Origin of the sequence: Streptomyces tyrfis (genome assembly GCF_037034285.1) — a bacterium.
Taxonomy (GTDB): Bacteria; Actinomycetota; Actinomycetes; order Streptomycetales; family Streptomycetaceae; genus Streptomyces.
The window spans coordinates 143,200-168,397 of sequence record NZ_JBAGJZ010000007.1 but is presented as its reverse complement, the minus strand read 5'-3'; the positions used below and the strand labels follow the sequence as shown (position 1 = coordinate 168,397).

Annotated in this window: 22 protein-coding genes and 1 tRNA gene; 10 read left to right on the top strand and 13 right to left on the bottom strand. The window is 71.0% G+C overall.

The annotated features are described in order from the left end of the window. Positions 1-315 precede the first annotated feature (315 nt). The 6 genes from pknB to WA762_RS07880 all read right to left on the bottom strand — a co-directional run bounded on the left by pknB (position 316) and on the right by WA762_RS07880 (position 8,362). Complete coding sequence (gene pknB, locus WA762_RS07905) at positions 316-2,298, bottom strand: Stk1 family PASTA domain-containing Ser/Thr kinase (protein ID WP_335934077.1); 1,983 nt, start codon at positions 2,296-2,298, stop codon at positions 316-318. A gap of 167 nt (positions 2,299-2,465) precedes the next feature. Continuing rightward, on the bottom strand, positions 2,466-3,920 hold the full coding sequence (locus WA762_RS07900; RefSeq protein WP_335934075.1) for a peptidoglycan D,D-transpeptidase FtsI family protein: 1,455 nt from the start codon (positions 3,918-3,920) through the stop codon (positions 2,466-2,468). Next, positions 3,917-5,329: an FtsW/RodA/SpoVE family cell cycle protein gene (locus WA762_RS07895; protein WP_335934074.1), complete on the bottom strand. Its 1,413-nt coding sequence runs from the start codon at positions 5,327-5,329 to the stop codon at positions 3,917-3,919. The genes WA762_RS07900 and WA762_RS07895 overlap by 4 nt, the downstream gene beginning before the upstream one ends. A gap of 23 nt (positions 5,330-5,352) precedes the next feature. Continuing rightward, positions 5,353-6,858: a PP2C family protein-serine/threonine phosphatase gene (locus WA762_RS07890; protein WP_335934072.1), complete on the bottom strand. Its 1,506-nt coding sequence runs from the start codon at positions 6,856-6,858 to the stop codon at positions 5,353-5,355. A gap of 129 nt (positions 6,859-6,987) precedes the next feature. Further along, positions 6,988-7,503 (bottom strand): FHA domain-containing protein FhaB/FipA, encoded by a 516-nt coding sequence (locus WA762_RS07885; protein WP_335934070.1) that lies wholly within the window; start codon positions 7,501-7,503, stop codon positions 6,988-6,990. A 10-nt stretch (positions 7,504-7,513) separates the two neighbouring features. Next, on the bottom strand, positions 7,514-8,362 hold the full coding sequence (locus tag WA762_RS07880; RefSeq protein WP_335934069.1) for a DUF3662 and FHA domain-containing protein: 849 nt from the start codon (positions 8,360-8,362) through the stop codon (positions 7,514-7,516). A 315-nt stretch (positions 8,363-8,677) separates the two neighbouring features. On the opposite strand from WA762_RS07880, the gene WA762_RS07875 reads away from it, so the two are divergent. From WA762_RS07875 to WA762_RS07865, 3 genes are all read left to right on the top strand, one after another. Then, a tRNA-Leu gene (locus tag WA762_RS07875) sits at positions 8,678-8,760 on the top strand. A 458-nt stretch (positions 8,761-9,218) separates the two neighbouring features. After that, on the top strand, positions 9,219-10,940 hold the full coding sequence (locus WA762_RS07870; RefSeq protein WP_335934068.1) for a sensor histidine kinase: 1,722 nt from the start codon (positions 9,219-9,221) through the stop codon (positions 10,938-10,940). Between the two features lie 34 nt (positions 10,941-10,974). Continuing rightward, positions 10,975-11,634: a response regulator transcription factor gene (locus WA762_RS07865; RefSeq protein ID WP_335934067.1), complete on the top strand. Its 660-nt coding sequence runs from the start codon at positions 10,975-10,977 to the stop codon at positions 11,632-11,634. 271 nt (positions 11,635-11,905) lie between these two features. On the opposite strand, the gene WA762_RS07860 is transcribed toward WA762_RS07865, so the two are convergent. After that, entirely contained in the window at positions 11,906-12,373 is a 468-nt protein-coding gene (locus WA762_RS07860; protein WP_335934066.1) for a MarR family winged helix-turn-helix transcriptional regulator, read from the bottom strand. A 105-nt stretch (positions 12,374-12,478) separates the two neighbouring features. On the opposite strand from WA762_RS07860, the gene WA762_RS07855 reads away from it, so the two are divergent. The 4 genes from WA762_RS07855 (at position 12,479) to WA762_RS07840 (ending at position 16,884) form a co-directional block, all read left to right on the top strand. After that, positions 12,479-13,642: an ABC-2 transporter permease gene (locus WA762_RS07855; protein WP_335934065.1), complete on the top strand. Its 1,164-nt coding sequence runs from the start codon at positions 12,479-12,481 to the stop codon at positions 13,640-13,642. Positions 13,643-14,152: 510 nt separating this feature from the next. Beyond that, positions 14,153-15,475 (top strand): DUF2252 domain-containing protein, encoded by a 1,323-nt coding sequence (locus WA762_RS07850; RefSeq protein ID WP_335934063.1) that lies wholly within the window; start codon positions 14,153-14,155, stop codon positions 15,473-15,475. 58 nt (positions 15,476-15,533) lie between these two features. Continuing rightward, positions 15,534-16,493, top strand: coding sequence for a J domain-containing protein (locus WA762_RS07845; RefSeq protein ID WP_335934062.1), 960 nt, complete (start codon positions 15,534-15,536; stop codon positions 16,491-16,493). A 46-nt stretch (positions 16,494-16,539) separates the two neighbouring features. Next, positions 16,540-16,884 (top strand): rhodanese-like domain-containing protein, encoded by a 345-nt coding sequence (locus WA762_RS07840; protein ID WP_335934060.1) that lies wholly within the window; start codon positions 16,540-16,542, stop codon positions 16,882-16,884. Positions 16,885-17,071: 187 nt separating this feature from the next. Here the strand turns inward: WA762_RS07840 and WA762_RS07835 are convergent, their stop codons facing one another. The 6 genes from WA762_RS07835 to paaA form a co-directional block, all read right to left on the bottom strand. Then, entirely contained in the window at positions 17,072-18,247 is a 1,176-nt protein-coding gene (locus tag WA762_RS07835) for an acyl-CoA dehydrogenase family protein (RefSeq protein WP_335934058.1), read from the bottom strand. 147 nt (positions 18,248-18,394) lie between these two features. Next, positions 18,395-19,453, bottom strand: a complete 1,059-nt coding sequence (locus WA762_RS07830) for a 2Fe-2S iron-sulfur cluster-binding protein (protein WP_335934056.1) — start codon at positions 19,451-19,453, stop codon at positions 18,395-18,397. Next, positions 19,454-19,963 (bottom strand): 1,2-phenylacetyl-CoA epoxidase subunit PaaD, encoded by a 510-nt coding sequence (gene paaD, locus WA762_RS07825; RefSeq protein ID WP_335934055.1) that lies wholly within the window; start codon positions 19,961-19,963, stop codon positions 19,454-19,456. Next, positions 19,957-20,658 (bottom strand): 1,2-phenylacetyl-CoA epoxidase subunit PaaC, encoded by a 702-nt coding sequence (paaC, locus tag WA762_RS07820; protein ID WP_335934053.1) that lies wholly within the window; start codon positions 20,656-20,658, stop codon positions 19,957-19,959. The genes paaD and paaC overlap by 7 nt, the downstream gene beginning before the upstream one ends. Beyond that, positions 20,655-20,945 (bottom strand): 1,2-phenylacetyl-CoA epoxidase subunit PaaB, encoded by a 291-nt coding sequence (gene paaB, locus WA762_RS07815; RefSeq protein WP_335934051.1) that lies wholly within the window; start codon positions 20,943-20,945, stop codon positions 20,655-20,657. Before paaB ends, paaC begins: the two co-directional genes overlap by 4 nt. Next, positions 20,942-21,946 (bottom strand): 1,2-phenylacetyl-CoA epoxidase subunit PaaA, encoded by a 1,005-nt coding sequence (paaA, locus tag WA762_RS07810; protein ID WP_335934050.1) that lies wholly within the window; start codon positions 21,944-21,946, stop codon positions 20,942-20,944. Before paaA ends, paaB begins: the two co-directional genes overlap by 4 nt. Before the next feature lie 118 nt (positions 21,947-22,064). On the opposite strand from paaA, the gene WA762_RS07805 reads away from it, so the two are divergent. The 3 genes from WA762_RS07805 to WA762_RS07795 all read left to right on the top strand — a co-directional run bounded on the left by WA762_RS07805 (position 22,065) and on the right by WA762_RS07795 (position 25,185). Beyond that, a complete protein-coding gene (locus WA762_RS07805; protein WP_335934049.1) occupies positions 22,065-23,054 on the top strand; it encodes a DUF5819 family protein in 990 nt (329 codons plus the stop codon). Next, complete coding sequence (locus WA762_RS07800) at positions 23,051-24,316, top strand: HTTM domain-containing protein (protein ID WP_335934048.1); 1,266 nt, start codon at positions 23,051-23,053, stop codon at positions 24,314-24,316. Before WA762_RS07805 ends, WA762_RS07800 begins: the two co-directional genes overlap by 4 nt. Positions 24,317-24,444: 128 nt before the next feature. Beyond that, positions 24,445-25,185: a TrmH family RNA methyltransferase gene (locus WA762_RS07795; RefSeq protein ID WP_335934158.1), complete on the top strand. Its 741-nt coding sequence runs from the start codon at positions 24,445-24,447 to the stop codon at positions 25,183-25,185. The last annotated feature ends 13 nt before the right edge of the window (positions 25,186-25,198 follow it).

The following is a 25,198-nucleotide window of genomic DNA, read 5'->3' as shown; positions in this document are numbered from 1 at the left end:
CCGCCCGGCGGCCGTCCCGCTCCGCCCGGCGGCCGTCCCGCTCCGCCCGGCGGCCGTCCCGCTCCGCCCGGCGGCCGTCCCGCTCCGCCCGGCGGATTTCCGGGTGCCTTCTGGTGCTTTCCGGTGTCTTTCCGACGCTCTCCGCCAGCTTCCCTTCGGCAGCCCGGCAGCCCGGCAGCCCGGCAGCCCGGCGGCTTCACGGCCGCCGCCGTCGGCGGCACGATGCCGCAACGCCCCGCGCGGGCCGAACGCGGAGGGCCCCGGTCACCCGTTGACGAGTGACCGGGGCCCTGTGGGTGCCGGGGGAGAGGCGGGTCAGTGCTTCCGCTGGCCCGACGGGCCGCCGAAGTCGTTGTTCCCGCTGCCCGGGAGAGTCAGCACGCTGACCTCGCTGTTCTTGTCGACCTGCTGGCCCTGGCCGGGCTGGGAGGTGACGACCCGGGCGTTGTCGTCGTTCGGGCCCTGCACCTGGCCGAGCCGGAGCCCGGCGCCGGCGAGCAGGTTCTTCGCCTCACCGAGGGTCTTGTTCTGGATCTCGGGAACCGTAGTCTGCTCCGGCTGAGCCGGACCCTTCGAGACCGTCAGGACGACCTGGACGTCCAGCGGCTGGGACGAGCCCCCCTGCGGGGTCTGACTGATGACCGTGCCCGCGGGCTTGTCCGAATCGACGTCGGTCCTGGAGACGTTCTTGAAGCCCACGGCGTTCAGCTGGGCCACCGCGTCGTCGTAGCTCCGGTCGGTCACCGGCGGAAGCGACCGGGCGGCCTGCTTCGCGACCGTGATCGTGACCTCGGAGTTCTTCTCGGCCTTCGAACCGCCGTCCGGGGACTGCCGGATGACCGTGCCGACGCTCTTTTCCGACACCTCCGCGGTGACGTTGACCGTGAAGCCCTTCTCCTCAAGGTACTTGCGGGCGCTCTCCTCGGACTTCTCCGTGACGTCCGGGACCTCGACCTTCGGCGCGCCGGTGGAGACGACGACCGTGATGGTGTCCTTCGTCGCCATGGTGTCGTCGGTGCCCGGGGTCTGGCTGCAGATCCTGTCCTTGGGCTGCTCCTCGCACGGTTCGTGCGAGCCGACCTTGAGGACGACATCGGCTCTGTCCGCGAGCTTCTGTGCCTCGGCCACGGTCGAGCCGACCAGGTTCGGCACGTCGATCTTGCCGCTGTCGCTGTGGTCGCCGAACACCGACCGGCCGATCAGGATCGCCCCGATCAGGACCAGGACACCGGCGACGACCAGCAGGATCGTCGAGGTGTTGCTCTTCTTCTGACGGCGGCGGTCCGGACGGTCGTCGTAGCCGTAGCCGCCGTCGTCCGGGTTGACCGGGGGCAGCATGGAGGTGGCGCCCGCGCCGTGCTGGTCCCCGGAGTGCAGCGCCGTGGTGGGCTGGTCGCCGTAGCCGGCGTCGTAGCCGCCGTAACCGGGCGCGCCCATCGCCGCGGTGGCGGCGACCGGCTGGCCGTCGAGGCACGCCTCGATGTCGGCACGCATCTCGTCGGCCGACTGGTAGCGGTAGTCGGGGTCCTTGACCAGGGCCTTCAACACGATCGCGTCCATCGCGGGCGTGATCTCGGGGTCGAAGTTGCTGGGCGGCTGCGGCTCTTCCCGTACGTGCTGGTAGGCGACCGCGACGGGGGAGTCGCCGACGAACGGCGGCCGGACCGTCAGCAGCTCGTAAAGCAGGCAGCCGGTCGAGTACAGGTCGGAGCGCGCGTCGACCTGCTCGCCCTTGGCCTGCTCCGGCGAGAGGTACTGGGCGGTGCCGATGACGGCCGAGGTCTGGGTCATGGTCATGCCGGAGTCGCCCATGGCGCGGGCGATGCCGAAGTCCATGACCTTGACCTGGCCGGTGCGCGTCAGCATGACGTTCGCCGGCTTGATGTCACGGTGGACGATGCCCGCGCGGTGCGAGTACTCCAGCGCCTGGAGGATGCCGACCGTCATCTCCAGGGTGCGTTCGGGCAGCAGCTTGCGGCCCGAGTGCAGAAGCTCCCTGAGCGTCGACCCGTCGACGTACTCCATCACGATGTACGGGATGGAGACCCCGTCGACGTAGTCCTCGCCGGTGTCGTAGACGGCGACGATCGCCGGGTGGTTGAGCGAGGCGGCGGACTGGGCCTCACGGCGGAACCGGGCCTGGAAGGACGGGTCGCGGGCCAGGTCGGCCCGGAGTGTCTTCACAGCTACGGTGCGGCCGAGCCGGGTGTCGTGTGCGAGGTAGACCTCGGCCATGCCACCACGGCCGAGCACCGAGCCCAGCTCGTACCGGCCGCCGAGGCGACGCGGCTCTTCCATAACTGTTCCAGCCCTCTCCGTCAGTCCCGACCGCACCGGTGCGCGGTCCGGCGGTGTGCTGCTCGCGCCTACGCTACCGGCCGCGCACTACCCGATCGGCCCGGAGCCCGGACCTGATACCTGACCGGTATCCGAAGGCGCAGGTATGACGCCTGGTGTGACAGTCGTCACTTCTTGTCGATGATCGCCTTCATCACGGCCTTGGCGATCGGCGCGGCCAGACCGCCACCGGAGATGTCGCCGCGGTTCGCCTCGCCGTCCTCGACGACCACGGCCACGGCGACCGGGGAGCCGTCGCCGGTCTTGGCGTACGAGATGAACCAGGCGTACGGCTTCTCGCTGTTGTTGAGGCCGTGCTGTGCCGTACCCGTCTTGCCGCCGACGGTGACGCCCGGGATCTGAGCGTTCTTTCCGGTGCCGTCCTGGACGACGGTCTCCATCATCTTCTGCAGCTTCTGGGCGTTCTCGGCCGAGAGGGGCTGGCTGAACTCTTCCTTCTTGTGGGTGTAGATGACGTCCAGGTTGGGCGCCTGGCGCTCGGCGACCATGTACGGCTGCATCAGCTTGCCGTCATTGGCGATCGCGGCGGCGACCATGGCCATCTGGAGCGGGGTGGCGCGGTTGGAGGCCTGGCCGATGCCGGCCATGGCGTTCTGCGGGCGGTTGTCCTTGGGGAAGACGCTGGCGTCGGCCCGGACCGGCGTGAAGATCTCCTTGTTGAAGCCGAACTTGTCGGCCTGGTCGATCATCTTCTGGTTACCGAGATCGTCGCTGATCTTGCCGAAGACGGTGTTGCACGACCAGCGCAGCGCCTCACGGAGCGAGGCGTTCTCGCACGGGATGTTGCCCTCGTTGTTCAGCGGGAGGGTCGACTGGGGCAGCTGCCAGGGCAGCGGCGAGTTCGTCCGCGCGTCGATGTCGGTGTACAGCCCGTTCTCCAGGGCCGCGGTGGCGGTGACGACCTTGAAGGTCGAGCCCGGCGGGTAGGTCTCGCGCAATGCCCGATTGAGCATCGGCTTGTCCTTGTCCTTCAGGAGCGTCTGCCGGGCCTTGGTGTCCTTGTCGGAGTTGCCCGCGAAGGTGGAGGGGTCGTACGAGGGAGTGCTGGCCAGGGCCAGGATGGCACCGGTCCGCGGGTCGAGCGCCGCGACGGCGCCCTTCTTGTCCCCCAGCCCCTTGAACGCGGCCTTCTGGGCGGCGGAGCTGAGCGTGGTGACGATGTTGCCGCCCTGCTTCTCCCCCCCGGTGAACATCGACAGCGTCCGGTCGAAGAACAGCTGGTCGTCGTTGCCGGTGAGGATGCCGTCCTCGATCTTCTCGAGCTGGGAGGCGTCGAACGCCTGGGAGGAGTACCCGGTCACGGGGGCCCACATGGGGCCGTCCTTCCAGACCCGCTTGTACTTGAAGTCGCCCACCTTGGTCTCGACCGACCCGGTCACCGGGTTGCCGTCGACGATGATGTTGCCGCGCTCGTGCGCGTACCGCTCGATGCGGACGCGGCGGTTCTCGTCCCGGCTGTTCAGCTCGTCGGAACGCACGTACTGGAGGTAGTTGGTGCGTACGAGCAGGGCGAGGACGAGGAGGCCGCAGAAGATCGCGATCCGGCGCAGGGGCTTGTTCACGGTCGGACCACCTGGGTCATCTCGGCATCGGGGGACGGCGCGGGCGCCGGGGCGGGGCGGCGGGCGGTGTCGCTGATCCGGATCAGGATGGCGATCAGCGCCCAGTTGGCGAGCACGGACGAACCACCGTAGGCGAGGAACGGCATCGTCATACCGCTGAGGGGGATGAGCCCCATCACACCGCCGGCGACCACGAAGATCTGGATGGCGAAGGCGCCGGACAGACCGATGGCGAGCAGCTTGCCGAAGGGGTCTCGGGCGGCGAGCGCCGTGCGGACGCCCCGCTCGATGACCAGGCCGTAGACCAGCAGGACGGCCATCATCCCGGCCAGGCCCAGCTCCTCGCCGACAGTGGCGAGGATGAAGTCGGCGTTGGCGGCGAAGCCGATCAGGTCGGAATGCCCCTGCCCCCAGCCGGTGCCCAGGGTGCCTCCGGAACCGAAGGACATGATCGCGTTGGAGATCTGCTCGCAGGCGCCGTTGGTTGTGAAGCAGGCGAAGGGGTCTTGCCAGGCGGTGACACGAGCCTGCACATGCGACTCGAAGGAGGCGACGCCTACCGCACCAGCCGCGGACATCAGCAGACCGAAGACGATCCAGCTGGTCCGCTCGGTGGCGACGTACAGCATCACCACGAAGAGGCCGAAGAACAGCAGCGAGGTGCCGAGGTCGGTCTCGAAGACCAGGATCAGGATCGACAGGGCCCAGATCGTGATGATCGGGCCGAGGTCGCGTCCGCGCGGCAGGTACATCCCCATGAAACGGCGACTGGCCAGCGCCAGCGCGTCACGCTTCACCATCAGATAGCCGGAGAAGAACACCGCGATCAGAATCTTGGCGAACTCACCCGGCTGGATGGAGAGCGGGCCCAGGCTGATCCAGATCTTCGCGCCGTTCACCGCCGGGAAGAACATCGGCAGGATCAGCAGGACCAGCGCCACGGCCATCGAGATGTAGGTGTAGCGCTGCAGGATGCGGTGATCCTTGAGGATCATCAGCACGGCGACGAAGAAGGCGACGCCGATCGCCGAGTAGAGCAACTGCTTCGGGGCGTCCGGACTGTACGACCCGTACAGGTACTCGGCGCGCTTGATCAGCCGTTCCGACTGGTCGAGTCGCCAGATCAGCACCAGCCCGAGACCGTTGAGCAGGGTCGCGAGCGGCAGGAGCAGCGGGTCCGCGTACGGGGCGAACTTGCGCACCACGAGGTGGGCGACGCCGCCGAGCAGGATGAGGCCACCGCCGTAGCCCAGCATGCCGGGCGGGAGCTTGCCGTCGATGGCGAGCCCGACGTTGGCGTAGGCGAACACCGAGATGGCGACGGCGAAGACCATCATCATCAGCTCGGTGTTGCGACGGCTCGGCGCGTCGATCGCGCCGATCGTGGTCGTATTGGTGACAACGCTCATGGTGCTGGAGGCCCCCTACGGCTTTACTGCTTACCGCACTGCGGGACCAGCTTTTTCTCTTCCGCCGAGAGGCTGGGACCAGGAGTGGGAGTCGCTTCGGTCGACTTGGTCTTGTCGGCGCCCGGTTCGTCGAACGGCTTGGGCGCGCCCGATTCCATGCCGCCGGCCCGGCCCTCGTCGGAGCGGGCCTTCTCGGCCGTGCGCCGCTGGGCGTCCTTCTTGCAGGCGGATGCCTGGAGGGCGAGTTCGTCGATCTTCTCGCGGGCGGAGGCGAGGTCGCCCTCGGCGATGGTCGCCTCGACCTGCTTGCGCTGGTAGGCCGGGAGGTACTTGAGTTCGATCTCGGGGTGGTCCTTCTCGACCTTCGAGAGCGAGATCCACGCCAGGTCCTGGCTGAGGCCCCGGAACAGCGCGACGTGCTCGTTGTTCGCGCCGACGTAGAACTGGTTCTGCGTCCAGCGGTAGCCGCCGTAGACGCCGCCGCCGAGGACGGCCAGCGTCAGGACGGCGTAGAGCGACCTCTTGATCCACTTCCGGCCGCCGCGCGGCTTGACGAAGTCGTCGTCGGTGTACGCGTCGAAGGAGCCGTCCGGCATGCCGTCGTATCCGGCGTCGCCGCCGCTCCCGGGCGGGCCGAATCCGCCGGCGGGGGGCGGGACGGGGCGGCCCAGGCCGGCCGCCCGCCCGGCGGGGGTCTGCATGGCGGCCGTGCTCTCGGCGGCGCTCATCTGCGCGGCCTGGTTCTCGGCGACCGCGCCGACGACGACCGGGGTGTCGTTGAGCTGCCCGGACAGGGTGTCGTTGCTGTCGACGTCGAGGACGTCGGCGACGATGCAGGTGATGTTGTCGGGGCCGCCGCCGCGCAGGGCGAGCTGGATCAGCTCCTGGATGGTCTCCTGCGGGCCCTGGTAGCTGGCGAGCGTCTCCTCCATCGTCTGGTGGGAGACGACGCCCGACAGCCCGTCGGAACAGATCAGATAGCGGTCGCCGACCCGGACCTCGCGGATGGAGAGATCGGGTTCGACGTGGTCGCCACTGCCCAGCGCCCGCATCAGCAGGGCCCGCTGCGGGTGGGTGGTGGCCTCCTCCTCGGTGATCCGGCCCTCGTCGACCAGCCGCTGCACCCAGGTGTGGTCCTGGGTGATCTGGGTGAGCACACCGTCGCGCAGCAGATACGCGCGGGAGTCGCCGACGTGGACGAGACCGAGGCGCTGACCGGTCCAGAGCAGGGCGGTGAGCGTGGTGCCCATGCCCTCCAGCTGGGGGTCCTCCTCGACCATCATGCGCAGCTGCTCGTTGGCCCGCTGGACCGCGACGCCGAGCGACGTGAGGATGTCCGAGCCCGGGACGTCGTCGTCGAGCTGGACGAGCGTGGAGATCACCTCGGAGCTGGCGACCTCGCCGGCCGCCTGGCCGCCCATGCCGTCGGCGATGGCGAGCAGTCGCGGACCGGCGTAGCCGGAGTCCTCGTTGCCCTCCCGGATCATGCCCTTGTGCGATCCGGCGGCGAAGCGCAGGGAAAGACTCATGCCCACCTCGCCCGTCGGCTCGGGGTACCGCCGGTCTCGAGCCACACTGCCCACCCTCCGGTCGGGAGCCGGGCCGGGGCCGTTGCCCGGGCCGCCGCGGCTCGCTCGCTCCGCTCGCTCATTGTCGTACTACTTCCGCAGCTCGATGACGGTCTTGCCGATACGGATCGGCGCGCCCAGCGGAACAGGCGTCGGGGTGGTGAGCCGGGTCCGGTCGAGGTACGTGCCGTTGGTCGACCCGAGGTCCTCGACGATCCACTGGCCGTCGCGGTCGGGGTAGATCCTGGCATGCCTGCTGGACGCGTAGTCGTCGTCCAGCACAATCGTCGAATCGTGGGCCCGGCCCAGCGTGATGGTCTGCCCCTGGAGCGTCACCGTGGTGCCGGTGAGCGACCCCTCCGAGACGACCAGCTTCGTGGGCGCTCCCCGGCGCTGGCGGCCGGACTGCTGGCGCTGCGGCGGCGGTGCCGCGGCGTTCTGGCGCGCCTGTGGCGGCCGTGCGTCGTTCGTGCTGCGGCGCGAGCCGCGCTGCGTGACGCGCGTTCCGAACAGGTCGCTGCGGATGACCTGGACGGCCACGATCACGAACAGCCACAGAACAGCCAGGAAACCTAGCCGCATGACCGTCAGGGTCAGCTCTGACATTGCCCCCGCTTCACCCTTCGGCTTGCCGGTAAACGATGGTGGTGCTGCCCACGACGATCCGCGAGCCGTCGCGGAGCGTAGCGCGGGTGGTGTGCTGTCCGTCCACCACGATGCCGTTGGTGGATCCGAGATCCTGGATCGTCGAGGGCGTTCCGGTCCGGATCTCGCAGTGCCGACGCGATACGCCGGGGTCGTCGATCCGCACGTCGGCGTCGGTGCTGCGTCCCAGCACCAGCGTCGGGCGGGAGATCTGGTGGCGGGTGCCGTTGATCTCGATCCAACGCCGTACCTGTGCGCCCGGCAGGGGACTGGGGCCGGCCGTTCCCGGCGGCGGGGCCGCGGGCATGGGCGGCGCGGGGCTGGGCGGATAGCCGTAGCCGCCGGTCGGCTGCGAGGGCCGCCCCTGACCCGGGTGGGGGGGCTGGCCGTGCGGTCCCGGGGGGTTCGGCGCCGCCTGCCGGCCGAAGTCCTGGTGCTGTGACGAACTCGACGCCAGCGTGCGGCTGCGTACCCGGTAGAGACCGGTGTCGAGGTCGTCGGCCTTCTCCAGGTGGACCTTGATCGGGCCCATGAAGGTGTACCGCTGCTGCTTGGCGTAGTCGCGGACCAGCCCGGAGAGCTCGTCGCCCAACTGGCCCGAGTACGGGCTGAGTCGCTCGTAGTCGGGCGTGCTGAGCTCGACGATGAAGTCGTTGGGGACGACCGTCCGCTCGCGGTTCCAGATCGTCGCGTTGTTGTCGCACTCGCGCTGGAGGGCTCCCGCGATCTCCACCGGCTGGACCTCGGACTTGAAGACCTTGGCGAAGGTGCCGTTGACCAGACCCTCGAGACGCTGCTCGAAACGCTTCATGACTCCCATGGGGCACCTCCTCCGTCGTAGCCGTCCCGGTACTGCTTACTGATCGTATCCACGCCTCGGGAAATCGGCTGGTTCCCCTTGTCTGCCCTGTGGATGAGTGTCACCTCTCACACGGATCGTAGAGGCGGCCTCCTGACAGTGTCCCGCACGCGGGGGGTACTGAGGAGGAGTGGGGGCGGCCGCTCGGCGTTCCCGCTTCCCGCCAGGTGCTCGGTGAAACAACGGATGTGAATCCACCCCCTCCAGCGTGCTAATCTTCCGGATGTCGCCAGGCGATCGCACCAAACGGTGGGAGAACCTGAAAACACCACTCATGCGCGAGTGGCGGAACGGCAGACGCGCTGGCTTCAGGTGCCAGTGTCCTTAGGGACGTGGGGGTTCAAATCCCCCCTCGCGCACAGGAGAGAAGCCCCACAGGTCAAACGATCTGTGGGGCTTCTTCGTTCCCGCTGTCCTGGGGCGATTTTCGGCACTTCCCGGTGTTCCCGGTCTTCCTGGCTTTTCCGGTGCTCCCGTCGTTGCGGGGCGATCCCGATGTTCGGGATGTCTCGGGGGGTTCCCGGCCTTACCGATGCTCCCGGACGCCCCCGATGCTTCCGGACGTGCCCGGTGGCCCCGGACGTTCGTGGAGTCCCGGACGTTCATGGAGTCCTGGATGTTCATGGAGTCCTGGATGTTCGTGGGATCTCGGATGTTTCGGACGGCCCGGGTGTTTCCGGTGTTTCCGGTGGTTCCGGGGCGGACTCTTCGCAGCTCTTTGGCGTCGGGGCGTGGTGCGGGATGACGACTTTTGTCGTCGGCTCCTGCGACGAAAGCAGGGCGTCACAGGCATAGGGGACTGTCTAGGGTGCGGAACGTGGACGCGATATCGAAGCTCCGGGCCGGGTGGCGGTGGTGGGCGGCGCCTGAGCTGTGGTCCCGGCGCAGGACGGCCGGCGAGGCGGTGCTGGCCGGGGTGCTGGGTCTGCTCGCGGCGGGCACGGAGGAACTGCTGCGCAGCGGGCAACCTCACCTGTGGGCAGTGTCGGTCGCGGTCGTGGTGCTGTCCCTGGCGCGGCGCCGACTGCCGGTCACGGTGCTGGTGGTCAGCTCCGCCCTGGCCGGTCTCTCTGGCGGTTTCGCACTGCTGCTGATGGTCGTGGCGTGGAGTTCCGGGCGCAGGATCGCGGGGGCCGGGCGGGCACTGGGCGCGTTCACCGCCTCCTATGTGCTCTACACGGGGCTGACCGTCGCGGTGAACTGGGTGTCGCTGCAGCCGCTGACGCAGGTGTTGTTCACCACCCTCTACTTCCTGGCGACGACGCTCGTGCCCGGGCTCGCCAGCCGGTACTGGACGCAGCGCCGGACCCTGCTGCACGCCCTTCAGGAACGCAACGCCCAGCTCATCCGGGAACGGGCCATGATCGTGGGCCAGGCACGGCTCATGGAGCGCCAGCGGATCGCCCAGGACATGCATGACAGCCTCGGTCATCAACTGGCGCTCATCTCCGTCCATACGGGGGCCCTGGAGGTCGACCGGGAACTGACGGAACGGCAGCGCGAGGTGGTCGGAGTGCTCCGCGACGCCTCGGTCCACGCCATGCACGAGCTGCGCGAGGTCGTCGGCATCCTCCGCGACGGCGTCGAGGCGCCGGTCCAGGGCGCCGACGGCGGGCAGGCGACGGCGCGCGGGACCGCGGGCATCGAGGAGCTGACGGCGGCCGCGCGGGCGGCCGGGAACGTGGTGGAGTTCCGTCGGACCGGGGAGGCGCGGGAGCTCGCGGGCCCCTCGGACCGGGCGGCCTACCGCATCGTCCAGGAGGCGCTGACCAACGCGTACAAGCACGCGCCGGGCGCGGCGATCACGGTCGAGCTGCGTTACGAGCCGGATTCCCTGGTCGTCGAGATCGTCAACGGGCCGCAGGGCCGGGCACAGCCCGAGGTGGAGGTGGTCAGCGGGGGACAGGGCCTCCCCGGTCTGCACGAGCGGGCCCGGCTGGTCGGCGGCATGGTGCACACCGGCCGGACTCCGGACGGCGGCTTCCGGGTCGCCGGAGTGCTTCCGTACGGCGCCGAGGGGGTGCCCGGCAGTTCGGTCGGCACGCCGATGGTCGATGTGGAGGACGACTTTCGGCAGCAGTCGCAGAAGGCCCTGCGGGGGAACGGTGGTCCGGTCATGGACTGGACTGTTTCCGAGCGGGAGTTGGCGATGGGCGGCGGCAGGAGAAGCACGGGCGGCGGGATCGCGCTGGGTTGCGGCATCGGGGCGGGGGCACTGCTGCTGTTGCTGCTGGCCTGTGGGTTCGGCCTGTACTTCCTGGTGGGGGAGGTGCAGAAGGCGACGATCGACCCGGAGCAGTACCAGTCGATCAAGGTCGGGACGGCCGAGGACGAGGTGCGGGAGCAACTTCCCGACGGGGATACATTCGTTGCCGACGGGCTGGACCGGGAGGGGCCCGAGAAGCCGGCCGGGGCGCGGTGCCTGGTCCTGATGTCCTCCGAACTGGGCGACAGCTTCAACACCGAGCCGGTGTTCCGGTTCTGCTTCCGGGACGGCAAGCTGATCGAGAAAAGGTCCTACGAGGTCGCCAGCAGATGAGGCGCCCGGACGAGCGCACGGGAGTACGAGCGAAGTGACGGGGCAGCCGATCCGGGTCGTCATCGCCGACGACGAGCCCCTCATCCGGGTGGGGATACGCATGATTCTCACCTCCGACCCTTCCATCGAGGTGGTCGCGGAGGCTCCGAATGGGCGCGAGGCCGTCGAACTGGCCCGCGCCCACGCGGCGGACGTGGTGCTGCTCGACATCCAGATGCCGGTGATGGACGGCCTCACGGCGCTGGCGGAACTCCGGACGGCGGCACCGAAGACGCGGGTGATCGTGCTCACGACGTTCGGCGAGCGGGAGAACGTCCTGCGGGCGCTGGAGCAGGGAGGCGCCGGCTTCCTGCTCAAGGACACCGCCCCGGCCGAGCTGATCCAGGCTGTGCAGGCGGCGGCGGCCGGTGACGCGTATCTCTCGCCCGGCGCCACCCGGCATGTGGTGGATCAGCTGACGCGGGGGCGGGCGGCGGCGCGGGGAGAGGAGGCGCGGCAGCGGATCGCCGCTCTCAGCGAGCGGGAGCGTGAGGTGCTGGCGCTGCTCGGGGAAGGGCTCTCCAACGCGGACGCGGGCCGTCGTCTGCACATGAGCGAGGCGACGGTGAAGACGTATGTGAGCCGGATCCTGGCGAAGCTGGGGTGCGAGAACCGGGTGCAGGCCGCGCTGCTGGCCAGGGACGCGGGGTTGTAGCGGGGGCGTGGTGCGGTCGCGCAGCGGGGCGCGCCGGGTCTCCGAGGGGTGGGCGCGGGCGCGTTGGGCGCGGGCGCGTGCGGCGTGGGCCGGGAGAGCCGGGCAGAGGGGTGGGCGCGGGGCGCCGGGCCGAGGAGTCGTGTTTCACGTGAAACACCCCATTGGGGGCGTTCCCATGCGAACGCCCCTTGTCGCAGCGGTGCGGCGGTTCGGCGTGCGGTGAATCGACAGTTCGGGTTATGGGTGTTTCGCGTTTCGACCGGGGCGGTGGTCAGCGCGGCTCGGTCGGAGTGATCGGGTTCCCGCCGTTCGCGGAGTTGTAGCGCATCAGGCATTCGGCGAACTTCGCGAGATCGTCCGCCGTCCAGTCCGCGAGACGTTCCTGGTAGGCGGCGCGTCGGCTGGCCTGGGTCGAGGCCAGTGCCTGGGTGCCGGCCTCCGTGGGGTGCAGCACCTGGATGCGGTGGTCGTCCGGGTCCGGGTGGCGCTCGACCAGCCCGAGTTCCTCCAGCGTCCGGATCTGCCGGCTGACCGTCGACTTGTCCAGCATGTAGTGCGCGGCCAGGTCCGTCGCGCGGCAGCCGTTCCGGTCGTCGATGTGCGCCAGCAGCGTGTACGAGACGAGGGGCAGCTCCGGGTGGAGGCGGGCCGCCGCAGCGCGGGCGCGGCGGGCGAAGGCGGTCAGTTCGCGCTGGATGACGTCCAGTGATGCTTCGCGTTCCGCAGGTGTGCCCGACACCGGTCCGCCCTCCTCGTTCATCGTTCTCGGCTCACCGCTTCCAGTTTCAGTTGTATGGTACAACGAATTGAAGTTGTAAAAGCCAACCAATGGGAGCTTTCTCGCATGTCTTCCGATCGGGGTGCTGCCGCGGGCTCCACCGCCGCCGCTCTGCGTCATGTGCTGGGGCACCTGGTCACGCCGCTGCTGATGTGCGTCGGCATGGGGCTCGCCTATCTCGGCGCGTTCCACGCTCCAGAGCCGCACGATCTGCGGGTCGACGTGATCGGATCGGGCACGAGTGCGCAACTGCTCGCCCAGACGCTGCAGGACACGGCGGACGGCGCGCTGAACGTGCGCACGGTTCCGGACCGGGCCACCGCGATGAACCACCTGGCGACCCAGGCGAGTTACGGGGCCTATGCGCCGGGGCGGCACCCCGAGCTGCTGGTGGCGAGCGCCTCCTCCGACACCAGTGCCACGGTGGTGGAGAAGGTCTTCACGAAGGTCGCGGCCGAACACGGACACCCGCTGAAGGTGACCGACATGGCCCCGACCGCGCACGGCGACCCGACCGGGCAGGGCATCTTCTTCCTGCTGGTCGCGCTGAGCATCGGCTCCTATGCGTCGGTCGCGGTGATCGGCGGTGCGGGCGCGGTGCTGACGCTGAGGATCAGGGCCGCGCTGGCGATCGCCGCGTCCCTGGTGGTGAGCCTGATCGGGGTGGTGTTCGCGGGCCCGCTGTTCGGGCTGGTGGACCACGGGCTCGGCGGGCTGTGGGCGATGGCCTGGCTCTATTCGGCGGGCATCCTGATGATCGGCGTCGGGCTGCACACGTTCCTCAAGCGGTGGACGACGCTCGGCGTGATGGTGCTCTTCGTGATGCTCAACTTCACCAGCTCCGGCGGCATTTTCCGGCCCGAGCTGCAGCCCGGTTTCTTCGGCTCGCTGCACTCCTTCTGGAACGGGGCGGGCTTCGTCGAGGGCGTACGGAGCCATGTGTACTTCGGCGGGCACGCGCTCGGCCGGCACGTCCTGGTGCTGGCGCTCTGGTTCGTCGTGGGCCTGGCGCTGATGGGCCTGGCCGGTCTGGCCGAATCCGGGCGGCGGAGGGCGGCCGCGGGGGCGGTTCCGGCGGCGGTCGTCGCCGGTGCCGTCGTCGGGGAGGCCGGGGCCGAAGCGGCGCGCGGACGGGGACGGCACGTCAGGGCCGAATCCCGGACCGGTGCGGAGGCGGGGGAGGCGGACGAAGCGCTGGAGGAGGAGCTGGAGGGGGCCGTCGGCGTCTGACCGGGGCGCGTTGTGCGGCCGTACCTGGGCGGGGCCCGGGCTTGGGCGGGGGCCGGGCCTGGGGTCGGGTTTGATGGGGGCGGGCGCACGGCCGGGCGGGCCGTTGTCCACAGAAGGCGGGTTTTCCACAGGGTTTTCCACAGAGGGAGACGGGCTTCGGTCGACGGGGGTAGCGTCGTCGCGATTGATCCGCGGCGGGGCACCGGGCCGGTGCGCGGACGAGATCGGGGGAGGCTGCGTGCCATGCGCGAGAACGACGAGGCGGCGACGCCGGGACGAGTGACGCTGCCGGACCGGGCGGCGGCTCTGGGACGGTCGGGGTTCCCGGGCCGGTTGGTGGCGCCGGAGCAGGGGGCGGTACGGGACCGGAAGCCGAGTCCGGGCCGGTCGGCGGTGCCGGACCAGCGGGGTGCGCCGGATCGGCCGCGCATTCCGGACGTGCCCGGGTTCGCGTGCCCTGCGGAGAGGGCGCCAGCGGACGCCGGGCGGGCGGAGCGGTCGCTCAAGGCGATGGGCAGGGAGCTGCGGAAGAGGGTGCCCAGAGCCTCGCACGCGTCCCTGGACCTGCCGCCCGGGCGGCCCGACGCCGTGCGGGCGGTCGAGGAGTCGAACCTGGGCAGGGTGCTGGCGCTGGCCCCGATCCGGGTGGGCCGCATGACGGCCTCACCGTTCGCCTTTCTGCGCGGTTCGGCCGGCCTGATGGCGCACGACCTGGTGGGCACGCCGGTCAGCGGGGTGGGCGCCCAGCTCTGCGGCGACGCGCACGCGGCCAATTTCGGGCTGTACGGCGATGCGCGGGGCAGCCTCGTCATCGACCTGAACGATTTCGACGAGACGGTGTTCGGTCCCTGGGAATGGGACCTCAAGCGCCTCGCCACCTCGCTGGTGCTGGCCGGGCGGGAGGCCGGAGCCGACGAGGACACCTGCCGCCGGGGCGCGTACGACACCGTGGGCGCGTACCGGCGGACGATGCGGCTGCTGGCCCGGCTGCCCGCGCTCGACGCCTGGAACGCCATCGCGGACGAGGAGCTCGTCTCGCACACGGACGCACGGGATCTGCTCGGCACGCTGAAACGCGTCTCGGAGAAGGCCCGCGGCAACACCAGCGCCCGTTTCGCCGCCAAGTCCACGGAGGCCGCCGGTGACGGCGGTCGCCGCTTCATCGACGCGCCGCCCGTGCTGCGGAGAGTGCCGGACGCGGAGGCCGCGGCGGTGGCGGCGGGGCTCGGCGACTACCTGGACACCGTCCCGGAGGACCTGGCGCCCCTGCTCGGCCGGTACGCGATCCACGACGTGGCGTTCCGGGTGGTCGGCACGGGGAGCGTCGGCACCCGGTCGTACGTGGTGCTCCTGCTCGACCACCGGGGCGAGTCCCTGGTGCTCCAGGTGAAGGAGGCGCGACCCTCCGCGCTCGCACCGTATCTGCCGGCCGTCGGGTTCGAGGCGCCGGAGGCGGCGCACGAGGGGCGCAGAGTGGTGCTCGGGCAGCGCCGTATGCAGGTGGTCAGCGACATCCTGCTGGGCTGGACCAGCGTGGACGGACGTCCTTACCAGGTACGGCAGTTCAGGAATCGCAAGGGCAGCGTCGACCCGACGGCGCTGGCGGCCGACCAGGTGGACGACTACGGCCGGATGACCGGGGCACTGCTGGCGCGGGCCCACGCGCACAGCGCCGATCCACGGCTGATCGCCGGGTACTGCGGCAAGAACGACGAACTGGACGAGGCGGTGGCCGCGTTCGCGGTGACCTACGCGGACCGTACGGAGGCGGATCACGCGGAGTTGCTGCGGGCCGTGCGGGCGGGACGGATAGCGGCGGACCCGGGCGTGTAGCGGGGGCGTTCCCCACCGTGCGTCCTCCGGGAGGGTTCGGGGGCCATACGCTGGACGAGTGAGCCACGAAGCCGCCGGGGTGCCGACCACCCGGAACGACGATGACCGGCAGGACGACGACCGGCAGGACGAGCAGCATGCCCAGCCCGAGCAGCCCGAGCAGCCCGAGCAGCCCGAGCAGCCCGAGCAGCCCGAGCCGGGCGGGCGGGCAGCCGGTGGCGGCCCGGCCGGGGCGGCCGAGGGGGAGCGGCCCGAGGCGCGGCTCGCCAGAGCCGTGCACGGGGCGGAGCAGGCGCTGATCGAGTTCGAGATCGCGGTGGAGACCTTCCGGGTGGAGGTCGAGAACTTCTCCCGGCTGCACCATCAGAAGCTCGGCCCGATGTACGCACGTCTCGACGAGCTCGACGCGCAGATCGCCGAGGCCCGGGCCGCCAGGACCGGTGACCCCGAGGATCTGCGCAAGGCGCGGGAGGCGCGGGCGGTCGTGATGCCGATGCCGGGCGTCGACGAGCTGTTCCACGACTGGATCGACTCCGAGGGGCTGTCCCCCGAGGCGGCGGCGATGCTGACCGAGCAGCCGGTCCAGCCGCCGAAGCGGGTCCGGCCGACCGAGGAGGCGCGCAAGCTCTACCGTGAGCTGGCGCGCAAGGCCCATCCGGACCTGGCTCAGGACGAGACGGAGCGGGCGCGCCGGGAGGAGTTCATCACCCGCGTCAACGCGGCCTACGGACGCGGGGACGAGGCGTTGCTGGAGGAGCTGGCGCAGGAGTGGGCGGCGGGTCCGTCGGTGCCGACGGCGGAGCTGAGCGAGAGCGAGGAGCTCTACGCCCGGCTGGACTGGCTGACCCAGCGCAAGGAGCTTCTGACGGTTCTGGCGCGGGAGCTGGAGGAGAGCGCGATCGGGGCCATGTTGCGCATGGCGCCCGACGACCCGGACCGGCTGCTCGACGAGATCGCCGAACAACTGCTGGCCGAGGTCGCCCGGCGCGAGGAGGAGCTGGCGGGCCTGGTGCAGTAGCGTTTCCGACGACCCAGGAGCGTACGTACGAGAGAAGGCTTGCCCCATGAATTTCGCCCCGCTGCCCTCGGTGGACGCCGCGGCGGTTCCGTCGGACGGCTTCGTGCTGGACGTCCGGGAGAACGACGAGTGGGCGGCCGGGCACGTCGCGGGCGCCCTGCACATTCCGATGAGCGACTTCGTGGGTCGTTTCGGTGAGCTGACCGAGGCCGTCGAGGACGGCCGGCGGGTGCATGTGATGTGCCGGGTCGGAGGCCGGTCCGCCCAGGTCACCCAGTACCTGGTGCGGCAGGGCATCGACGCCGTGAACGTCGACGGCGGGATGCTCGCCTGGGACGGCGCCGGGCGTCCGATGACCACCGACGACGGCAGCCCGGCCGTCGTTCTCTGAGACACCGGGCCTCGGGCGCACCCGTCCTCGGGGACGCCCCGTCTCGGGGCCGCCCCGTCTCGGGGACGCCCGGTCTTGGGAACGCCCGGCCTCGGGCCGGCCCGCCGCCGTTCTCCCGCCTTCACCCCCTCCGTGTGGCCGGCCCCGCGCAACGGGCGCCGGACGGGGAGGAGCGGGGAGGGCGAGGTCAGCCGAGGAGGTGTGAGGCCAGCAGGTCGCCCAGCGCCTCCTCGTGCGCGGCGGCCGGGCCGAGGGCGAGTTCCACCTGCTTCGCGCGGGCGTGGAAGCGGTGCAGAGAGTAGTCGGTGTCCGCGCCGAAGCCGCCGTGCAGATGCTGTGCCGTCTGCACGACGCGTCGGACCCCCTCCGAGGCCCAGATCTTCGCCACGGCGACATCGCCCTCCGCCGGAAGCGCGCCGTCGGTTCCGGCGGACAGACGCCAGGCTGCCTGCCAGAGCGTGACCTCCATGGCCTGGAGGTCGATGTACCGGTCCGCCGCCTGCACGGCGACGGCCTGGAAGGTCGCGATCGGGTGGCCGAACTGCTCGCGCTTGCCGGTGTATTCACTCGTCATGGCGAGCACGGCTTCGCCCAGCCCCAGCGCGAGGGCGCAGGTCCCGGTGGTGAGTACGGCGCGCAGCCACTCCCAAGCCCCGTCGGCGTCGATCAGCGCGCCGCCCTCGACGAGTACCGAGTCCAGCCGGACCTCGGCGAGCGGTTCGCCGCTGGTGGAGAACTGTTCGGCCAGGGTGACGCCTTCCTGGTCCGGTCGGACGAGGGCGACGACGGCCCGGCCCTCCTCCGTGCGGGCCGGGATCGCGATCCGGTCGGCGGAGGCCGCCCACGGCACCCCCGTCTGCGTCCCGTCCAGCACCCGGGTGTGAACGTCCAGCCGGGCGTGGACGTCGTCGCCGTCCGTGCCGTGGGCCGGCCGGCGGGCGGTCACGGCGAGTTCAGCCGGGTCGTGGCCGGAGCGGCCGTTGGCCGCGACGGTGAGGACCAGCTCGCCCCGGCCGACCGACGGCAGAAGACCGGCGGCCGACACCGGGTCGCCGTACCGCTGCAGTGCTATCGCGACCGCGCATGTCTCCAGCAGCGGCACCCGCGCGAGCACCTTGGCGGACTCCCGCAGCACCAGACAGAGCGCGACCAGATCGAGCCCCGCCCCGCCGTGTTCCTCCGACAGGGGCAGACTCAGCAGGTCACCGGCCGCGAGCCGGGCCCACAGGGGCCGGTCGATGTCGTCGGCCACCGCGCCCGGCACGAGAGCGGGGCTGGGCACGCCGTCCGGCGCGACGCCCGAGAAGGCCGCCTTCGCCGCCTCGGCGGCTGCCCGCTGTTCCTCGGTGAAGGTGAAGTCCATCGTTCCGGCCTCCCGCGAACCGCTGTTCCCGCACCCATATCTGACGGGCCGTCAAGATAGAACAGGTTCTATGAGAAGTGAAGGGAGCGGGCGTGCGGGGAACGGGCGCGGGACGGGGGGCGGGGAGAGCGTGGGCGGCGGGGACGGTCAGCGGTCGAAGTCCAGCTCCACCTCCGCCGTCGCCGGGTGCGACTGGCACGCCAGCACATACCCCGCGTCCGTCTCCTCGGGCTCCAGCGCGTAGTTGCGGTCCATCCGGACCTCGCCCGACACGAGGAACGCCCGGCAGGTGCCGCACACGCCGCCCTTGCAGGCGTACGGCGCGTCGGAGCGGCTGCGCAGGACCGTTTCCAGCAGTGACTCCCCTTCCCGGACCGGCCAGGTGCCGGAGCGGCCGTCCAGCGTCGCCGTGAGTCTGCTGTGGGCGGGCGCCTCGATCCGGGGGCGGGCGGACGCCTCCGGGGCGTCGTCCACGTGGAAGATCTCCTGGTGGACGCGGGTCCGGTCGACGCCCAGTTCGCGCAGCGCGTTCTCGGCCGCCCGGACCAGGCCGAACGGCCCGCACAGATACCAGGCGTCCACCTCCGCCACCGGGAGCAGCGCGGGCAGCAGCCGGCCGAGCCGGTCCCGGTCCAGCCGACCGGAGGGCAGACCCGCCTGCTGCTCCTCCCGGGAGAGCGCCGTGACCAGCTGGAACCTGTCCGGGTAGCGGTCCTTCAGGTCCGCCACCTCGTCCAGGAACATCGTCGATCCCGCCGTCCGGTCGCTCCGGATCAGGCAGAACGTGGCGTCGGGCTCCCGCTCCAGCAGCGTCGCCGCGATCGACAGGACCGGCGTGATCCCGCTGCCTCCGACGACCGCCGCGAAACGGCCGGCGCGCGGCGTGAGCACGAAGCGGCCCATGGGGGGCATTGCCTCGACCACGTCGCCGACCGCGAGCTCCTTCAGCGCGTAGGTGGAGAACACCCCGCCGTCCACCAGCCGGATGCCCACGCGCAGCACGGGATCGGCCGGCTCCTCGGCGGCGGGGGAGCAGATCGAGTACGAGCGGCGGATCTCCTGGCCGTCGGCCGTGCAGCGCACATTGAGATGCTGACCGGGCTTGTGGCGGAAGGTCTCGCGCAGCTCGGGCGGCACGACGAGGGTGACGGCCACCGAATCGTCCGTGAGCCGTTCGATCGCCCGGACCCGGAGCGGATGGAACATCTACAACTCCTTGAAGTGGTCGAACGGTTCGCGGCACGCCACGCACCGGCGGAGCGCCTTGCAGGCGGTGGAGGAGAACCGGCTCAGCAGCTCCGTATCGGTCGAGCCGCAGTGCGGGCAGCGCACCGCGAGCGTCAGCGGCACCGGACCGCCGCCCGCGGGGGCCGCGGCGTCGTGCGGACGGGGAGGCGCGATCCCGGACTCGGCCAGCTTGCGCCGGCCTTCCGCGCTGATGTCGTCCGTGGACCATGCCGGTGAGAGGACCGTGACCACGGAGACCTCCGGTATGCCGTGGTCGTGGAGCACCCGCTCGATGTCGGCGGACATGGCCTCGATCGCCGGGCAGCCGGTGTACGTCGGGGTGAGCCGCACGGTGACCCGGCCGGGCGCGTGCACCTCCACGCCCCGCAGCATCCCGAGCTCGTCCAGGGACAGCATGGGCATCTCGGGGTCGGGCACCGAGCCCGCCAGCCGGTGCAGCTCCGTCTCCAGAGGCGTCCCGGTCACCATGTCGCCCCCGGGTGGCTGCGATGCAGATGCTGCATCTCGGCGAGCATCCGGCCGAAGGGCTCGGTGTGGATGCCCTGGCGTCCCGCGCCCGCCGCCCACGCCGTGGACCTCGGCCCGTCCGGCACGGTCAGGGTCGCCTGCCCCAGCACCGAGCCGACGGAGCCCAGCCAGCCGTCCTCCAGGGACGCCCAGTCGGCCTCCACGCCCTCGACGGGCTGGAACAGCTCGCCGGTGAATCGCCACAGGGCGTCCACCGCGCGCTGCATCCGGTCATGGCTCTCGGCCGTGCCGTCGCCCAGCCGCAGGGTCCAGTGCTCCGCGTGGTCCCGGTGGTAGGCGACCTCCTTGACCGCCTTCGCGGCCAGGCCCGCGAACGGGCCGCTGCCGGCCGCCAGTTGCTCGTACAGCAGATGCTGGTAGGCGGAGAAGCAGAGCTGCCGGACGATGGTGTGGGCGAAGTCGCCGTTCGGCTGCTCGACCAGCTGGACGTTGCGGAAGGCGCGTTCCTCGCGCAGATAGGCCAGTTCGTCCTCGTTCCCGGCGAGGGAGAGCAGCACCCGGGCCTGTCCCAGCAGGTCCAGGGCGATGTTGGCCAGCGCCACCTCCTCCTCCAGCACGGGGGCGTGGCCCGCCCACTCCCCCAGCCGGTGCGAGAGCACCAGCGCGTCGTCGCCCAGGGCGAGGGCCGCGGTCACAGGTGCTTCACCCCTTCGGGGATCTCGTAGAACGTGGGGTGCCGGTACGGCTTGTCGGCGGCCGGTTCGAAGAACGAGTCCTTCTCGTCGGGCGAGGAGGCCGTCACCTGGGCGGACGGGACCACCCAGATCGAGACGCCCTCGGACCGGCGGGTGTAGAGATCGCGCGCGTTGCGCAGGGCCATCTCCGCGTCCGGGGCGTGCAGGCTGCCCGCGTGGGTGTGGGACAGCCCGCGGCGCGAACGCACGAACACCTCCCACAGCGGCCAGTCGGTCGAGCTGCTCATACCGTCGCCTCCCCGTTCCGTGCCGGTGCGTGCTTCGCGGCGTACGCGGCCGCCGCGTCCCTGACCCAGGCGCCCTCCTCGTGCGCCCGGCGGCGCTGGGTGAGGCGCTGCTCGTTGCACGGGCCGTTGCCCTTGAGGACCTCCTGGAACTCCGTCCAGTCGATCGTCCCGAAGTCGTGGTGTCCGCGCTCCTCGTTCCACCGGAGGTCGGGGTCCGGGAGGGTGAGTCCCAGGGCCTCCGCCTGCGGGACGCATATGTCCACGAAGCGCTGCCGCAGCTCGTCGTTGGAGTGCCGCTTGATCTTCCAGGCCATCGACTGCGCCGAGTGGGCCGAGGCGTCGTCCGGCGGGCCGAACATCATCAGCGACGGCCACCACCAGCGGTTCACCGCGTCCTGCGCCATCTCGCGCTGGGCCGGGGTGCCGCGGCTGAGGGCGAGCAGCAGTTCGTACCCCTGGCGCTGGTGGAACGACTCCTCCTTGCAGATCCGGACCATCGCCCGGGCGTAGGGGCCGTAGGAGCAGCGGCAGAGCGGCACCTGGTTGGTGATCGCGGCGCCGTCCACCAGCCAGCCGATCGCTCCGACGTCCGCCCAGGTCAGCGTGGGGTAGTTGAAGATCGACGAATACCGCTGACGGCCCGCGTGCAGCTTGTCGAGCAGCTCCTCGCGACTGGCGCCCAGCGTCTCCGTGGCGCTGTACAGATACAGCCCGTGTCCGGCCTCGTCCTGCACCTTGGCCATCAGGATCGCCTTGCGGCGCAGCGAGGGCGCGCGCGAGATCCAGTTGGCCTCCGGCTGCATTCCGATGATCTCGGAGTGGGCGTGCTGGGCCATCTGCCTGATCAGCGAGGTGCGGTACGCCTCCGGCATCCAGTCGCGCGGCTCGATGCGCTCGTCCGCCGCCACGGCGGCGTCGAAGGACGCCCGAAGGGCCGCGTCCGCCCCTTCGGGCCCGACTGCTCCCGTCTGGGGCGTCTGGCCCGCAGTCACTGCCGTCATCCCGGACTCCCTACCAACCGACCGATCGTTCGGTTCGTCGTCTTCAATGGTGTGTCGGTGGCCCGTAGGGTGTCAACCCTGTGGACAACTGACCGGGATCGACGGGGATCGGGGCGGGATGGATTCGTACGACGACACGGACGCCGAGGCCGGGAGCGGGGGAGCCGGGCCGGGCCGGCCGCCTCGGCGGGAGGCGCGGGAGGGGCGGGCCGACGGACCGCGCCCGGGCGCGGGCACACCGGCCGGCGTCGACCCGGGACCGGCTCCGCACCCGGCCGCCGTCGTCCCAGGGCCGGAACCGGAATCAGGTCCGGTCGCCATAGCCGCCCCAGTACCCGGACCGGGACCGGCTCCGGGACCGGCCGCCGATGCCCCAGGACCGGGACCGGCTTCGGACCTGGCCGCCGCCTCAGGACCGGGACCGGCCGCCGCCTCAGGGCCGGGACCGGAGCGGGGCGTCCGCGGCGGCATGGCCGCGCTCTCGCTGCCCTACCAGATCGCGGCCGCGGTCGCGCTGTCGGTCATCGGACTGCTCGCCTGCGGTCACCTGGCGATGGTCTTCCTGCACGTCGCACCGTCCAACACGCTCACCAAGCAGCACGGCGAAGCCGTCGACGAGTGGATCTACCCGGAGTTCGAGCAGAACTGGAAGCTGTTCGCCCCGAACCCGCTCCAGCAGAACGTGGCCGTTCACGTACGGGCCGAGGTGGCGGGGCCCGACGGCCGGCGCACCACGCCCTGGATGAGCCTGTCCGGTGAGGACGCGAAGGCGATACGCGGCAGCCTCGCCCCCAGCCACGTCCACCAGAACGCGCTGCGTCGCGGCTGGGACTTCTACGTCAACTCGCACGACAACGAGAACCGGCCCAACGGCCTGCGCGGCAACCTCTCCGAGAGCTACATCCGCCGCCTCGCGATGCAGCGCCTCGGCGAGCACGACTACGGCGGCACCGTCGAGCGCATCCAGCTCCGCTCCGAGACGCGGTCCGTCGCGGCGCCCGCCTGGAGCAACGAGAAGATCAACACCAAGCCGTTCTACCGGGAGCTGCCCTGGTGGACCGTGACCCCGGCCGACATTCCCGGCAACGCCGAGGGGGCCCGCAAGTGAGTACGGTCTCCCTCGACCGCAGGCTCGCCCGCGGCGTCCAGCGCGTCACCTCCTCGGCCCTCGGCCCGTACCAGAGCGCCGTCGTCCGGATCGGCTTCTCCGCCACCTTTCTGCTGTACCTGCTGCGCGAGACACCCCATCGCCATGAGATGTACGGTCCCGACGCCCCATGGGGCTGGGACATGGCGCGGCAGCTCATAGCGGGCAACCGGGCGTTCACCGCGCTCATGTGGTCGGACAGCACGGTCTGGTTCGAGATCGTGTACGCGGTCGCCGTGCTCTCGGCCGCGCTGCTGATGCTCGGGTGGCACACCCGCGCCGTGTCGGTCCTCTTCATGGCCGGTGTGCTGTCCCTGCAGAACCGCAGCATCTTCCTGGGCGACGGCGGTGACAACGTCATCCACCTGATGGCCATATACCTGGTGCTGACGCGCTGCGGGCAAGTCTGGTCGCTGGACGCGCGCCGCGCGGCCCGTGCGGCGCGCGCCGCCGATCCGGCGCCGCCGGCCGGGGCGGACGCCGGGGAACCGGTGCCGACGACGCGGCGGGACGCGGTCGGTCCGGTCCTCTGGACGGCGCTGGGCCTGGTCCTGATCGCGGCCACGCTGACCGACGGGCTGGGCGGCACCTGGTGGCTTCCGGCCCTTCTCTGGATCCTCTGGGCGGGCCAGGGACTCTGGTGGATCGTGAACCGGCGTGCGCCGCACAGTGAGCTGCGCACGTTGTTCGACGTCATCGCCAACCTCGCGCACAACGCGGCCCTCGTCGTGATCATGGCCGAGGTCTGCGTGATCTACGCGACGGCGGGCTGGTACAAGGTCCAGGGCTCGCGCTGGCAGGACGGAACGGCGCTGTACTACCCGCTGAAGCTCGACTACTTCACGCCGTGGCCCGCGCTGTCGGACGTCCTCGCCTCCAGCGGCGTGATCGTGATGCTGGTGAGCTACGGCACGGTGATCGTGCAGGTCGCGTTCCCCTTCACGCTGTTCAACCGGCGGGTCAAGAACGTCCTGATCGTGGCCATGATCTGCGAGCACGCCGGCATCGCCCTGATGCTCGGCCTCCCCTTCTTCTCCATGGCGATGATCGCCGCCGACTCCGTGTTCCTGCCGACCGCCTTCCTGGTGTGGTTCGGGAACCGGGTGGCCCTGGGCAGACGGCGGCTGTTCAGGCGCGCGGCCAAGGTGCCGGCCCAGCGGAGCGCCCCCGATGCCGAGGCCCTGAAACGGAGCGACGACGGGAGCCATACGCTCGTCGGGTGAGCAGTGAGAGCGGCAGCAGCATCGGCGGTACCGGTCCCGCCGGAGACGACGACCCCTTCGGAGGCGACTTCGGAGGCGACGAGCCCGTGGAAGGACAGGAATCCGGAGCGGCGGGACGGGGCCGGGCGATGGGCGGCGGCCGGGGCACGTCCCCCGGCCGGGACCGGTCGCCGTCCGCCGGCGTCGGCGAGTCCGGTCCGGACGCGGGCCGGGGGCAGGACGCGGAGCCGACGCAGTACGACGAGGGGTACGGGACACCGGTCGGGGTCGGGCCGCACCCGCTGCCCTGGCCGGCGGGCGACCGGTACGATCCCGAACTCCTCGCCCATGGCGACCGACGCAACGTCGGCGACGCCTATCGCTACTGGACGCGGGAGGCGATCGTCGCCGACCTGGATCTGCGGCGGCACGACTTCCATGTGGCGGTCGAGAACTGGGGCCACGACTTCAACATCGGTTCCGTGGTGCGCACCGCGAACGCCTTCCTCGCCAAGGAGGTCCACATCGTGGGCCGGCGGCGCTGGAACCGGCGCGGGGCGATGGTCACCGACCGCTACCAGCATGTACGGCACCACCCGGACACGGAGTCGCTGACCGCGTGGGCGGTGGCGGAGGGGCTGCCGATCATCGGGATCGACAACCTGCCGGGCGCGGTGCCGCTGGAACGCACCGAGCTGCCGCGCCGGTGCGTACTGCTCTTCGGGCAGGAAGGACCCGGACTGACCGAGGAGGCCCGAAAGCACGCGTCGATGGTGTGCTCCATCGCGCAGTTCGGATCGACGCGGTCGATCAACGCGGGCGCCGCCGCCGCGATCGCCATGCACGCGTGGATCCAGCGCTACGCGGAGATCCCGGGCGCGGAGCGGTAACGGCGGCTCTCGC

Bases quoted from the DNA above. Each gene is read 5' to 3' on its own strand.
- WA762_RS07830 (WP_335934056.1), bottom strand. From the start codon at position 19,453: ATGTTCCATCCGCTCCGGGTCCGGGCGATCGAACGGCTCACGGACGAT.
- WA762_RS07840 (WP_335934060.1), top strand. From the start codon at position 16,540: ATGAATTTCGCCCCGCTGCCCTCGGTGGACGCCGCGGCGGTTCCGTCG.
- WA762_RS07885 (WP_335934070.1), bottom strand. From the start codon at position 7,503: ATGTCAGAGCTGACCCTGACGGTCATGCGGCTAGGTTTCCTGGCTGTT.
- WA762_RS07890 (WP_335934072.1), bottom strand. From the start codon at position 6,858: ATGAGTCTTTCCCTGCGCTTCGCCGCCGGATCGCACAAGGGCATGATC.
- paaB (WP_335934051.1), bottom strand. From the start codon at position 20,945: ATGAGCAGCTCGACCGACTGGCCGCTGTGGGAGGTGTTCGTGCGTTCG.
- WA762_RS07835 (WP_335934058.1), bottom strand. From the start codon at position 18,247: ATGGACTTCACCTTCACCGAGGAACAGCGGGCAGCCGCCGAGGCGGCG.
- WA762_RS07795 (WP_335934158.1), top strand. From the start codon at position 24,445: ATGGGCGGCGGCCGGGGCACGTCCCCCGGCCGGGACCGGTCGCCGTCC.
- paaD (WP_335934055.1), bottom strand. From the start codon at position 19,963: ATGGTGACCGGGACGCCTCTGGAGACGGAGCTGCACCGGCTGGCGGGC.
- WA762_RS07895 (WP_335934074.1), bottom strand. From the start codon at position 5,329: ATGAGCGTTGTCACCAATACGACCACGATCGGCGCGATCGACGCGCCG.
- WA762_RS07850 (WP_335934063.1), top strand. From the start codon at position 14,153: ATGGGCAGGGAGCTGCGGAAGAGGGTGCCCAGAGCCTCGCACGCGTCC.
- WA762_RS07855 (WP_335934065.1), top strand. From the start codon at position 12,479: ATGTCTTCCGATCGGGGTGCTGCCGCGGGCTCCACCGCCGCCGCTCTG.
- WA762_RS07880 (WP_335934069.1), bottom strand. From the start codon at position 8,362: ATGGGAGTCATGAAGCGTTTCGAGCAGCGTCTCGAGGGTCTGGTCAAC.
- WA762_RS07805 (WP_335934049.1), top strand. From the start codon at position 22,065: ATGGATTCGTACGACGACACGGACGCCGAGGCCGGGAGCGGGGGAGCC.
- pknB (WP_335934077.1), bottom strand. From the start codon at position 2,298: ATGGAAGAGCCGCGTCGCCTCGGCGGCCGGTACGAGCTGGGCTCGGTG.
- paaA (WP_335934050.1), bottom strand. From the start codon at position 21,946: ATGACGGCAGTGACTGCGGGCCAGACGCCCCAGACGGGAGCAGTCGGG.